Consider the following 12,080-nt stretch of genomic DNA (forward strand, 5'->3'; position numbering starts at 1 on the left):
CATGAGCTTATCTTTTTTAGAGCTAGCGATTCATGCTGAGCAGGCTCTCGCTGCCGCCCCTAACACTACTTTTAATTTACAGCTTCGGCCTTTGGTTGTAGTAATTTGATTATCAGCGGATCCAGTTTATTGGCGAGAACGTGGTAAGCATGAGGACTTAGGGAAGATGCGAACAAGTCCTTGATGTGAGATCATAGCTACATAGTAAATCACAGCCATTACCGCCCATGAGCAAGGCAATGAATGGTACTTCGGCATAAAAAACCATATTTTTGGTGTGGATGCCAAGCGCGGTCTCACCCATACACGGGTAACCACCGCCGCCAACGAGCATGATCTGAATCAGTTGAAAAAACGGTTGTACGGCGATGAGAAATTCATCTCTGGCGATGCCGGATAGCAAGGCGCAGAATATGCCGTAGAATTTGAGAATGGCGATGCTATAGATATACATGAGAACGATTTATTCGCGGTTAAAAATGAATCAGATTCTTAATTTTTAGACGTAACGCAACAACATTAATAGGGTGATTAGGTTGAGAACCGACGATTTACTTGGATTTGTTTAATGGTATGCCATACTGACCTAATATTATCTTGAGAGTCAAAAACGATATCGAGGTCGTTAATGCTTTTCAAAGCAAGCACATTTTGGGGCTTTTTAAAGGGTTTATTACGAAAATAATAATCCCCGTCTTTGGTAAAAATATACGGTTGCAATTTTACGATAACGTAAAAGAAAGGCACCGCCAATAGCCCTAAATATGAACCTAACACCAAAGAAAAATAGCTAAATGGCAGTAAGCTAAGTATTAGTGCCCAACACAATGCGTTCAATACAGAGCGAGCCATCAACTTTTTATCCCCAAAAAGACACATTACCTAAGCGCATAAGAAACTAAGCCAGAAATAAAACCGATACCGGCCCCCATACCACCAATTACCAACGCACCGGGAAGTCCACCTAAAACACCATCTACTGTACCTCCAAAGCCGCCACCAGCTAGCGCACCACTTTCGCCCTGCAATACCATATTCTGCAGTGACTTCAGCAGCGCTTACTTTTTGAATATCTTTAATTTATGCATAATGTATTTTTCCATTTTGTTCTGTCTTCTCATCTAAACTGGATGGAAGTACTTTGCGAAAATGTGAGCCAAAATACCACCCTGTACGTGCAAAAATTGGACTAAAATACAGGTTTGATGCACTCTAGGGAAGATGCGAATAAGTCCCTGATGTGAGATCATAGCTACATAGTAAATCACAGCCATTACCGCCCATGAGCAAGGCAATGAATGGTACTTCGGCATGAAAGCCCATATTTTTGGTGTGGATGCCAAGCGCGGTCTCACCCATACACGGGTAACCACCGCCGCCAACGAGCATGATCTGAATCAGTTGAAAAAATTGTTGTACGGCGACGAGGAATTCATCTCTGGCGATGCCGGATAGCAAGGCGCAGAGAAGCGAGAAGAACTTGAAGGTACGGATGTAGAATGGCTGATTGCTGAGGGTCCCGGCAAAGTCCGCGCACTGAAGAAGCATCTCCGCAAAAACAAAACGGCCATTAACATCGAATACTTAAAAGCCAGTATCCGGGCAAAGGTAGCGCATTCGTTCCGCATCATCAAATGTCAGTTCGTCTTTATAAAAGCACGCTATAAAGAACTGATGAAAAATGATCCACAGTTAGCCATGCTATTCACCTTGGCGAACCTGTTTAAAGTAGACCAAATGCTACGACGACAGCCAAGCTCTGCCTGACATCCGGGAATAACCCGGAATAAGGGGGAAATTTGGCCTAAAACGGTAGTGGATATTGGCCGAAATTGAGAATTTAGAGTTCAAAAATAAAACGGCGAGTGCAAAGCCTTGCTCAAGAACTAAATTGCAGAACTTATTCGCAGTTTCCCTAGCTAACTTGTGTGGACCTTTGTTTTACTTAATCAGATGGCGGCCATCGTTTCCTTCTGGCCGCTAAATCGGTTTTACGCTTTTAATTTGTTTTTATTCTTTTATTGCAAGGAAATGTAATTTTGCCAAGTCCAGATATAACCTCTTTGTTACCCATCGTATTCACTCTGATTTTATCTCTTTATACACGTAACGTTATCATTGGTTTGTTTACTGGAGTGGTGGCTGCGGTCGTCATGTTAAGTGGGTTCAACCCTTTTACCGTGTTGTCGATATTGGTTAAAACCTATTTGGTTGGAACCTTAACCGATAGTTACAATGCCGGGGTGATTGTCCTTATGGTATTTATTGGCGGCTTTGTTGCCTTAATGGAAAAATCCGGTGGCGGCCCAGCCTTTGCCAGTAAAATTATGACTTGGATCAGCAGTCGCGCTCGGGCTCAAATTGCCGCTTGGTGTGGTGGAATATTTATTTTTTACTCCGATCTTGGAACCCCCTTAATTGTTGGTCCCGTATTTCGGCCTTTATTTGATAAATTACAGGTATCACGACAAAAACTGGCCTTTATTATCGATTCCACGGCATCGCCGGTAGCCATCTTAATTCCCTTTATTGGTTGGGGAATATATATCATGGGCTTGATGCAAAAAGAATTTGATGCCGCCGCGCAGAACATATCAGCGTGGGATGCCTTTTTCTATACCATCCCCTTTCAGTTTTATGCCATTTTAGCCATCGCGGTGGTGCCTATTCTGGTATGGCGTAAAGCAGACTTTGGTCCTATGGCAGACGCTGAATATAAGTGTAAAACAGCCGCGACCCAAGAGCGCAGTAACGATCCGGCTTTCATCACGCCTTTTTCCCATAAGAACGCTAGGGCATCTTTTGTTTTTGGCCCCTTGTTTGTGATGGCCGCTGTGCTTGGGATTATGCTGGTGCCTTTAGGGTTTCCGTTTAACAGTGTGCCAGGGTCGGTGTTTCGAGCGGCGTTATCTAGTGCCTATTTTTTGGCAGCTGTCACTCTTATTGGATTAATGGCCTGGTATAAGGTGCGGAGTTTAAATAATGGCATAGGCGTGTATTTAAATGGTATGAGTAATATGATGCAGGTGACTATTATACTTGTGCTTGCTTGGACGCTGAGTAGTTTAGGTAAAGAGCTAGGAACAGCCCAGTATATTGCCGAACAAGCTCAGCGTGGCTTTCCATCTTGGTTATTGCCTGCCGTTGCTTTCGTATTTTCTGCCATTATTTCCTTTGCCACAGGATCCTCTTGGGGTACTTTTGCGATTATGTTGCCCTTGGTGATCCCAACGGCCTTTGCCATTGATGCGGCTTTATTTGTCAGTATGGGCGCTGTGTTATCCGGCGGGCTATTTGGCGATCATTGCTCGCCTATTTCTGAAACTACTATCTTGTCGGCCACAGGCTCCAATTGTAATCAATTTGAGCATTTTCGTACCCAATTACCTTATGCCTTAATGAATGGTGGTATTGCTGTGGTGAGCTTTTTAGTGGCGGGTATTTATGAACATCAGGGAATTATTGTGATGGCGCTTCTATTGCAATTATTACTCTTGATTGGGATAACGCGAAAATTCAAAGTCGCCACTCCCTAGCTAGTGTGTTAAGTCCGCCGTCAAGGTCATGACGTTGATGGTGCGACCTTGTATTTATTTTTAAGTAAGTCATTATTAAAAAAGTTTTTTATTACCTAATTGCTGTCTATATGTCTGCATTGGCATCACTGTGTGTAGATGATTTTCATGTCAATCTACTGATCAATAGGGTGGAAAATGCATAGCACCAAGGTCCCACTCACGTACACAGCTGCCCATAGCCTATACATAGCCAGCATGGCAGCTCCCAGCAACATATCTAGCCCCTTTATGCTGACCACTGAAAAAACAATCTTGCCATAACTAGGTAGCACAATAAGCCCACCACGCAGGCAGCAATATCCCATAGGTCAAATGTTCGCTCTGGAAGCCAAAGCTGTAACACTTCATAGCCAATGAGCCCAATAGTGACGTCGACCACATTTTTTATTTGATGTTTGTTATACGCCGCACCGATCAGAGCACAGGTGATAATAACCGCATAGATGTTGGGTATATTGCCACTAAACCAGAATGTCATGGCAGGGCGATACTCATCGTAAACATACCCAACAACGAAAAATATGAGTGCCAAGATGATATGAATTGCTCGGACACTAATTGTGCTTTTTATATGCACTTATCGGAACCAATAGTTTATTGATGACTTAGTCGAAGCCCAGCCATTAGCGAAGTACTCATCAATCCCTTTTTTGCCTCCAATAGCCTCATAAATATAGGCGCAGCTATACCAGCGGCAATGGCTGGTAGAATTCCACCGTTTATATTCTCTAACTCATCTTTTTGAATTAATCGCATAGTTTTTCCATTTACTAATTCACTCGCCAACATTGGCACCATTCACTTTATGCGATAAAAAATTTTAAAATACTGTACTTAAGGTGGTTTTGTTATGGGGGAGTCTAGCTCAGGTTAACGCCCATCATGTTTTGTAGAAAGGCGTCGTTAAGTTGATTTGGGCTTAATTAATTTTAAAGAAATTCACCGTTGATTTTAGTTCCTGAGATAGGGCATTCAGTGATTGGGTTATCTCATTGTTTAGCTGCAAGGCCGTGATGGATTCTGCCGACATGGTGTTAATTTCTGTCATGGAGCTTGAAATTTTTTCAATAAATGCCACTTGCTGGATGGTGGCACCGGCAACGTCTTGCACGTTGTGTAACGTGTCGGCTGCCTGTTTTTCGATATTTTGAAGTAAATCTATGGTTTCAATGGTTAGGGCGCGGCCATTTTCCACCAAAGGCTGGGTTTCTTCCATCGCCAGTACCGATGCGGCGGTTTCCTTTTGCACTTCGTTTATCATTTTTTCTATTTGCTGGGTGGCTTCCCCTGTGCGTAAAGACAAGTTTCTCACTTCATCGGCGACAACGGCAAATCCACGACCCCGTTCGCCTGCTCTAGCCGCTTCAATGGCTGCATTCAGGGCGAGTAAGTTGGTTTGATCCGAGATGCTGACTATCACGCTCACAATACTGCCAATTTCTTTTGTTTTGTCTTCCAGTTGTTTTATTTGCGCAACGGTTTTAGCAACGGTACTGGCAATCAAATCCATTTCACGGGCGCTTTCTTCAATTTTATCTTTGCCCATTTGGGCAAAGTTTGATGTGGAGGCCGAATTGCTTTTAGACTGAGACATAGATTCAGACACAGATGCCAGTCCGTGGCGCATAGTTTCGAGGTTTTGGGTGGTTTCATTGGTTAACTTAGCTTGTATTTGCGCTGAGGAGTATACCTGCCCGGACCCCACGGAGACTTGTTGAGTCTGCGCGGCAAGTTCAGTCGCACCATTAAGGATGCTGGCCACAATTCCGCGCAATTTCTCCCTCATGGTGACCACTGATCCCATCAAGCTGTCAGAGCGATAATGCGCAAATGAGGTATTTAAATCGCCCATGCTCATATTGGCTAATGCGCTGGCGGCGTCAGAAGGCTCTGCGCCTAATTGGTTCGTTAAATTACGGCTAATTAATAGCGTGACGCCGATGCCAATCACTATGGCGATAGTGGTAATAATGAGCATTAAAAACTGAAAATTGCCCGCCACTTCCCGGGCCTTGGGTGTGGCGATTTTATTCATCTCTTCCTGGTAATCGATAAATTCATTAATCGCTTCTAACCACAGCTTAAAATCCACCGCCACCTCTGTGGCTAACAACGAGCGGGCTTGTGACTGGTTACCTTGCCGCATAAGGGTAATAATTTGCTCAATTTGCGGCGTGGTTTTTTGTTTAACCGCAGCGATAGCAGATAAGATGTTCATCTCTTCTGGTGTGAACGGAACGCCAGAATCAATCATCTCTTGCATGGCTTGCTCCGACTCCTGATAAAAGGCTTCCAGGGAATTGATATTGCGTTCTAATTCCTCTATTTCAGCGCTAGTGATGGTTAATACGACGTCACGGATATCGACAGAACGATCGTGCACACTACCGCGAAAGTTAATCCCATAACGTTGTTTAACAGAATTAATATCGGATATTTCGGTTAATGTCTCATCGATATAATTCACATTCTGAATACCAATAACGACGAGGGAGATCATCATCAATAGCACTAAACCAAAGCCTGCAAATAATTTATGTCGAATGGTTAAGTTATGCATATTGAGCCTTTCAATTTCCAGTGTAGAAGTGTGTCGTCAGGCCACCACGAGTAGCCTATAAAAAGCCTAGGGGAGCCGAGAAAAGGAAATAGACCCCCAGAAGAGGAAAAGAAGTTCAATGACACAGGCAAAATTTTAAAAAAATTACATTCAGTCTTAAGATCTCGTTGTAGCTATTGAAAAATGGCTTCCAACCAGTCTATCAATACGTTAACTCTGGATGCATGTTTTCGGTTTTGGGGATCCAAAATGGAGACCGGTGATGACGAGGGGAAATAGTATCTAACAGGGGCAGCAAGGTGCCCAATTTCAAGTCATTAACAATATGATAGTGGGGGACTGGAATTGTACCAATCCCTTATTGTGCCGCGGCTACTATGGCGGTGAACTCATCTAAGGAAAGCGGCTTCGTTGTCAGTGGCTACCTTAGCGCCGCGATCTACTTCAATACAAACTCAAACTTGTTACTCTTCGCTTTTGAAATGGTGATGGTTCCCAATTCGTATTTTACGCCTTTTGCGTGCAGTTCGGCTTCATATTCACCGTTAAGCAACGGCGTTTCGATTTCTAACCCGTGTCGGCCTATGCGTTCCTGAAAGGTGATTATGTCGCCGGTTTTAGGCGTTAAATGGATCACCGCGCGTTGTCGATACAAAAACTGGGTTTTAAAGCTTAATAGGGTATCCAATTCGTATTGATACGGTGGCTCGGGGATGTCGAATTCCACCGACTGGGGTTCATTTTCGCTAATAGTAACCTGTTTGGTACTCAACACCTCACCGTTATCGCTTCGTTTTGCTGTCACGCTGTAGTCACCAACGGGCAATTGTCGGGTAGGAGAAAACGGGAATTGTTCACCGGATGCCGATGTGATTAAGTAGGTCACATCGTCTCGTTGCGGCAACACCTCTAACTGTCCGGTGATCACCTTTTCATCGGTGTCTGATGCCGGTTGGGGTGCACCGGTAACTGGAATTGTCTCGACATTGTCTTCGCCACCCTTGTTATCTGAGTGAGGCAACGATGGCTTTTTCTTTAAGGAAATGGTTTTAGTGGTTAAGGCATTGTCATTAATAACCACCGTGGATAGAAAATCCTCATATCCGGCTTTGTATACTTTTATTTTGAATTGTCCTTCGGGCAGTTTTACCCCGTCATGGTATTTTTGCGGCGTACCATAAATGACAACCTGGGCATCCTCTGGGGTGATGGTAAGCGTTAATCTGCCTAGCCCCTTGTTGCTATCTGCTTGCAGCTTTTTGGCAAGAGCAAAATAATTCAGCGTGGAATCTTGATTAAGGGTCAGTGTTAACGATGCCGCCCCTTTATCGGAGGTGATGGTATAGGTACCGGGAAATACATGAATGGTTTCATAGACTCTGCGTTTTTTACCCACACCGTCTACCGGCGCTATTGAAAGCTCCATATTGTTTTGCCAGTGCTTGATCCTTAACATCACACCTCTGCCCGCCGTTGCACTATGAACGCGGTTTTCTTCTATCAGTGAAAGCAGGTAATCGAGTTTTACATACTCCAATAGTGGATCTACGCCCCAACTTGTTGCGGAAGCAACTCCTTCTTCATTTGCAATATCCCACAACGTGTCGTTTTTTGAGCACGATAAGAGTAAAAGCGAAACGAATGCCCAAAGGCTAAGCCGAGTTAACTTATTCACTGACAACCTCCACTAGCCCTTCATGCAGGCCACTAACTACCTCTTGGGCTACAAAGTCAGCGTATAAATTGGTATTTTCGCCAATCAATTGATGTAGATCTGCCACTAAACTGTCAAATTGGGCTTCATTGTGTTTAATGGCGGCATTGATGCTTTCGGCAAGTAACGCCCCTTTAGCTGTGGTTTTATATTCACGGAGAATGGCGTCAAACAAGGGGATTTGTCGCGCTTTAATATGCGCTAATTCATCCTGTAGGGCTTTTTCATCTTCATTGCTGATATCCACCATTTTGGTGTTGGTAAACAAGGCATCATTTACCACCAATTGAGCCAGTGTATTTGCACACAGTTTTATATTTTTGTCTTGCCCGTGCTGATATATCTTCGCTGGGAAGGGACTAATGACTTTGCTTAAGGGAAGTACAGGTCGAATGCTATCCGGCTCTTCCTTGCCAGCCACAGCAACTAGGGTGATTTTTTTATTGGAATCTTTCAGTTCGCATTGCATCTGGGCCCGCATGGTTAAAGGGCAGCTTAGCGCAATGGTGGCATCGTGCGGATCGCTTTCTTGCTGTAAAAACGCTTCGGGTAAAAACAGGTTAAGGGTGCGGGTTAGGCTATTGCTTAGCGCTTCACTTAAGTCGGTATCAGACGGTTTGTAGTGGTCGCGCTTAAGATCAACACCTGATTCGTGCAATGCTGCGTCTTGGCTGGTGGTGATATCGTCAATTTTCCCTTCTACATTAATGGAGGGCCAGGGGTTTATCGATTCTTCAAGCTTTTGGGATATATAGCTTATAAAGGCAGCAGACTGTTCATTGGCGCCTAAAGAGAGGCTGTTGAGTATCCTGTGCAACGATTGGATATAAACCTGCCGTATTTCACTGAAATGACGTTTGGCATTGTGCCTTCTTATGGGTTGTAAAAAGCGTATGGGATGTGACGCATCGAGGTAAGCCTGATATCCCTCCAGACGCCCCATTTTTCGAGCATTTTTATAAAGGGCGCTGGCAGCACTGGCGTTTTGCATTTTATTCAGCAGTAACAGCCACAGTACAAAATAAGCCAACAAAATGAGTTCGTTTGCCCATCGCTTAATGCCCTGCACCGAAGGATAGTCTTCAAGAGGCGCTACAGAAAAGGCATTAAAATAGCTTTCGTTTTTCTGAAATTCGGTGAGATCTTGGTTGATCACGCCATATTCTTTGAACGCCGGCCCCTGAAAGATGAGATGATTTTTGACCGCAGGGTAATAGGCTTTGCCCTCGATGACTTTGGGTTCCACATGATCATAAACAAAGTAACGGGGTACGCCAAAGGCTTGAACCAAAAAAACAAATAAAAGGAAGAAGGGCACACCAACGACGAGCTTTCTTTTCCAGTATTTAAGGCCAACTTCGGTGCCAATAAAACAGAAATAAAATGCCGCGCCCCAGAAAAATATGGTGCTTAACCAATCGAGAAGAAAAACCTTCATAATTACTCTATTTGATCCGTTAAAAATTCACCGCTAGACCCACTATTTTGTCGCTTTGGTGGGAATGCGCGCAACAAGAGTGGCAAAGACTAAAGTACTTAGATTATTGATTCAAATTAATTATTTAGAATGTTTAGCGCGATTTCTGTTGCAAAAGTGTTAATTTCTCCCCTTTGGCTTCATGGTTTTGGCTTATAGCCTATTTAATGTTCAAAATCTTACGTAACACAAGCCTTTATTCTTTTTAAATAAAAGAGGTTAATCGACTGGTTGGGTTTTCATATGGCGCTCTTTTAGCAATATTCCCACATGGGATATACACACGGCTAAAAAGGCGCTGCTGCCTAATGCGCCGCCAATGCCGTCAATGTACGGCGCAATTAAAAGATACATACCTCCAAAACACCCACCGGAAACCGCCATCGAGGTATAACCAAATTTTTTCGGTGTACTCATGCCCACAAAGCTGGCACCAAAGAAAACCAATGACCAATAGGCGGCGTCAACCTGCACCACATATGTCACCGCATAGGACACAATAGTAAGCGTACTGGATGCACGTATGGCATTAAAGGAAGAAAACTGTGCCAGCTTGTAGGTGCTCATTGCACTGATAACCGACACAATTACCGTAAATAGTTCAATCATACGAAGCCTTTTATCAGTAGTACCAAGGCAACGGCAATAAAGGAAATGGTGCCTAAGCGCCCGCCAAAGCCATGAAATAAAGGGCGGCTAAGGGTATAAAGTACCGCACCTAATGCTGCTACCGCGGCTAACTCTACGTAGCCACCAATGAGCTGAGCAGAGCACATTCCGGCAAATGCGCCCGCATACACCGCCGCCTGAGGATGAGGGTCAAAGCGTTTGGGATAATGCCAGAAACTCCCGGCTAATCCGGTGATGGCTCCGGCCAGTACAACGGGAACCTGAAATTCTTGATGCAGCACAAAGCAGGTAAAGGTACCTAAAAAGAACGCAACAAGTTTGCTAAATAAGAAAGCCATGATGGAAACTCTCTAAGGATGACGATGATAAATTAAACGGTAGATGTCAGGATGCGTTATGCTCGGTATCCGTTTGTTTTGTGAAAGCGGCTTCTTCTCGTCCCCGGCGTTCGAGTCTGGCTTCACCGGCAGGATCGGCATGCACAATTACATCGGTGTCGGCAAATGCGGCTTCTAGCGCAAGTTCGAGATCATCAGTGATTTTATGGGCCTGACGAAAGGATAACGAGGCGGTAAGTAGAATATCCAGCTGAATAAAGCGCTTTGAGCCTGCCCGTCGGGTACGTAGGGCATGATAACCTAAAATTTCTTTATTTTGTTCTAAGATTGCGAGTATTTTTTGCCTGTCTTCTTCGGGCAGTTCTTCGTCCATCAACTCAGGAATGGCGCATTTACCCACTTGCCAAGCGGCGCGGGCTAAAAAGAGTCCCATCACCAGCCCAGCAATTGCATCGAGCCGGGGAATACCGTAAGTTTCACCAATAACCACCGCGGCCAATGCGCCGGTAAGGGCCATCACATCACCCAAATAGTGGGCGCGATCAGATTTTACAATCAACGAATCGGTTTTTTTCAGCGCATAGGTTTGAAAGCTAACCAAACCAAGGGTGGCAAGTAGGGCAAATACGAGTGTGCCCATGGCAATATGGGGGTCGTAAACCGGTTGCGGCGTGAGTAAACGGTGGGTGGATTCCCAGAGCACCAGCGCAGCAGACACACTGATCAACACAACCTGAGTGAGGGCAAATAAGGCTTCTGCTTTATTGTGCCCATATTTATGGTTAGCATCGGGTTTGATAGCCGCAAATCGCGCGGCCAATGCAGCAGCCACACTGGCGAGTAAATCAATACAACTGTCGGCTAGCGATCCTAATATTGCCGTTGAACCTGTAATAAGCCACCCTGCTATTTTCACGGCGCATAATAAAAGTGCGACACAAACGGCGGCAGTGGTTGCGGCATTGATCCAGCGGTTATGGGTAGATTGTTTCTGTGTCACCGGGCACTTAATCTTATTGATAGGTGGACGTTAAGGTGACTAAGTGTACTTAATCTGGCAGTCATTTATCAAAGTTTTACACCACTAATTTCAATTTAATGAGGAACAACAATGGGGCAACAGATTTACTTGTGTCGTCACGGACAAACCCAGTGGAACAAAGCAAAAATTTTACAAGGGCAACTGGATAGCCCGCTTACCGAGGAAGGGCAGGCACAGGCGCAGCAGCTTGCTCAAAAAGCAAAATCCTGGCCGGTGGAGATGATTGTGAGTTCCCATTTAGGGCGCGCAGTGCAAACGGCAGATATTATTGCCGCCACCCTTAACAAGCCCCGTTTAACCTTGCCGGGCTTTTGTGAACGCCATTTTGGGGCGTGGCAGGGAAAGCAAACCGCTGAACTTCCCGATTATCAGGCCTTTCGTAAGCACCGCTATACTCGCCCGGATCTTATGCCGAATACCGGCGGTGAAAGTGCCAACATGGTCACTGCCCGGTTCTATCAAACCTTTGCCCATTTGTTTGCAACACATGCCTGTAAGGGGGTCATGATTATCAGCCACGGTGATGCCATGGCCTGTTTGGCGCAGAGTTTTGATAAAGGCCAAGTCATTGATAATTGTGGGGGCATGTTATTGCGCTGGGAAGACAACAAGCTGCATTGGGAGAAATGGTTAGACTAAAAATCTCGCCAAACGATCAAAATTTGCACAGTCTTTAAAGTTAATATAGATTGAGCATTAAGAAAAAATAAAGCAAATACTCTTATAGCCTCAAACAAAAGG

General features: G+C 44.7%; 12 protein-coding genes and 2 pseudogenes. 4 read left to right on the forward strand and 10 right to left on the reverse strand.

Annotation, left to right across the window (positions count from 1 at the left end; all coding sequences use genetic code 11):
- Positions 1-229: 229 nt before the first annotated feature.
- Positions 230-397 (forward strand): annotated as a pseudogene (locus V5298_RS07760) (IS5/IS1182 family transposase); the annotation flags it as partial.
- A 134-nt stretch (positions 398-531) separates the two neighbouring features.
- Here V5298_RS07760 and V5298_RS07765 read toward each other — a convergent pair.
- Together V5298_RS07765 and V5298_RS07770 are read right to left on the reverse strand one after the other, a co-directional pair.
- Positions 532-852, reverse strand: a complete 321-nt coding sequence (locus tag V5298_RS07765; protein ID WP_332930893.1) for a hypothetical protein — start codon at positions 850-852, stop codon at positions 532-534.
- A gap of 26 nt (positions 853-878) precedes the next feature.
- Positions 879-1,034 (reverse strand): hypothetical protein, encoded by a 156-nt coding sequence (locus V5298_RS07770; RefSeq protein ID WP_332930894.1) that lies wholly within the window; start codon positions 1,032-1,034, stop codon positions 879-881.
- A gap of 250 nt (positions 1,035-1,284) precedes the next feature.
- Here V5298_RS07770 and V5298_RS07775 point away from each other — a divergent pair.
- Positions 1,285-1,767 (forward strand): annotated as a pseudogene (locus V5298_RS07775) (transposase); the annotation flags it as partial.
- A gap of 272 nt (positions 1,768-2,039) precedes the next feature.
- Positions 2,040-3,536, forward strand: coding sequence for a Na+/H+ antiporter NhaC family protein (locus tag V5298_RS07780; RefSeq protein ID WP_332930895.1), 1,497 nt, complete (start codon positions 2,040-2,042; stop codon positions 3,534-3,536).
- A gap of 268 nt (positions 3,537-3,804) precedes the next feature.
- Here V5298_RS07780 and V5298_RS07785 read toward each other — a convergent pair whose 3' ends face one another.
- From V5298_RS07785 to V5298_RS07815, 8 genes are all read right to left on the reverse strand, one after another.
- A complete protein-coding gene (locus V5298_RS07785; protein ID WP_332930896.1) occupies positions 3,805-4,110 on the reverse strand; it encodes a hypothetical protein in 306 nt (101 codons plus the stop codon).
- A 62-nt stretch (positions 4,111-4,172) separates the two neighbouring features.
- Positions 4,173-4,376 carry a class IIb bacteriocin, lactobin A/cerein 7B family gene (locus V5298_RS21030; RefSeq protein ID WP_416351157.1) on the reverse strand — a complete coding sequence of 68 codons (204 nt, stop codon included), beginning with the start codon at positions 4,374-4,376 and terminating at the stop codon, positions 4,173-4,175.
- 121 nt (positions 4,377-4,497) lie between these two features.
- Positions 4,498-6,138 (reverse strand): methyl-accepting chemotaxis protein, encoded by a 1,641-nt coding sequence (locus V5298_RS07790; protein WP_332930897.1) that lies wholly within the window; start codon positions 6,136-6,138, stop codon positions 4,498-4,500.
- A 439-nt stretch (positions 6,139-6,577) separates the two neighbouring features.
- Complete coding sequence (locus tag V5298_RS07795; protein WP_332930898.1) at positions 6,578-7,813, reverse strand: hypothetical protein; 1,236 nt, start codon at positions 7,811-7,813, stop codon at positions 6,578-6,580.
- A complete protein-coding gene (locus tag V5298_RS07800) occupies positions 7,806-9,290 on the reverse strand; it encodes a hypothetical protein (RefSeq protein ID WP_332930899.1) in 1,485 nt (494 codons plus the stop codon). Before V5298_RS07800 ends, V5298_RS07795 begins: the two co-directional genes overlap by 8 nt.
- 258 nt (positions 9,291-9,548) lie before the next feature.
- Positions 9,549-9,938: a hypothetical protein gene (locus V5298_RS07805; RefSeq protein ID WP_332930900.1), complete on the reverse strand. Its 390-nt coding sequence runs from the start codon at positions 9,936-9,938 to the stop codon at positions 9,549-9,551.
- The gene (locus V5298_RS07810) at positions 9,935-10,297 is read right to left on the reverse strand and encodes a hypothetical protein (RefSeq protein ID WP_332930901.1); all 363 of its coding nucleotides are present in this window, start codon (positions 10,295-10,297) and stop codon (positions 9,935-9,937) included. The genes V5298_RS07805 and V5298_RS07810 overlap by 4 nt, the downstream gene beginning before the upstream one ends.
- Before the next feature lie 46 nt (positions 10,298-10,343).
- Positions 10,344-11,297 carry a cation diffusion facilitator family transporter gene (locus V5298_RS07815; protein WP_332930902.1) on the reverse strand — a complete coding sequence of 318 codons (954 nt, stop codon included), beginning with the start codon at positions 11,295-11,297 and terminating at the stop codon, positions 10,344-10,346.
- Positions 11,298-11,408: 111 nt separating this feature from the next.
- On the opposite strand from V5298_RS07815, the gene V5298_RS07820 reads away from it, so the two are divergent.
- On the forward strand, positions 11,409-11,978 hold the full coding sequence (locus tag V5298_RS07820; RefSeq protein ID WP_332930903.1) for a histidine phosphatase family protein: 570 nt from the start codon (positions 11,409-11,411) through the stop codon (positions 11,976-11,978).
- The last annotated feature ends 102 nt before the right edge of the window (positions 11,979-12,080 follow it).

Source organism: Alteromonas sp. 14N.309.X.WAT.G.H12 (genome assembly GCF_036697315.1).
Classification (GTDB): Bacteria; Pseudomonadota; Gammaproteobacteria; order Enterobacterales; family Alteromonadaceae; genus Alteromonas.

What these genes read in the sequence shown, in the direction of transcription:
- V5298_RS07800 (WP_332930899.1), bottom strand. Translation starts at nt 9,290, where the DNA reads ATGAAGGTTTTTCTTCTCGATTGGTTAAGCACCATATTTTTCTGGGGC.
- V5298_RS07805 (WP_332930900.1), bottom strand. Translation starts at nt 9,938, where the DNA reads ATGATTGAACTATTTACGGTAATTGTGTCGGTTATCAGTGCAATGAGC.
- V5298_RS21030 (WP_416351157.1), bottom strand. Translation starts at nt 4,376, where the DNA reads ATGGTGCCAATGTTGGCGAGTGAATTAGTAAATGGAAAAACTATGCGA.
- V5298_RS07765 (WP_332930893.1), bottom strand. Translation starts at nt 852, where the DNA reads ATGGCTCGCTCTGTATTGAACGCATTGTGTTGGGCACTAATACTTAGC.
- V5298_RS07770 (WP_332930894.1), bottom strand. Translation starts at nt 1,034, where the DNA reads ATGGTATTGCAGGGCGAAAGTGGTGCGCTAGCTGGTGGCGGCTTTGGA.
- V5298_RS07820 (WP_332930903.1), top strand. Translation starts at nt 11,409, where the DNA reads ATGGGGCAACAGATTTACTTGTGTCGTCACGGACAAACCCAGTGGAAC.
- V5298_RS07810 (WP_332930901.1), bottom strand. Translation starts at nt 10,297, where the DNA reads ATGGCTTTCTTATTTAGCAAACTTGTTGCGTTCTTTTTAGGTACCTTT.
- V5298_RS07790 (WP_332930897.1), bottom strand. Translation starts at nt 6,138, where the DNA reads ATGCATAACTTAACCATTCGACATAAATTATTTGCAGGCTTTGGTTTA.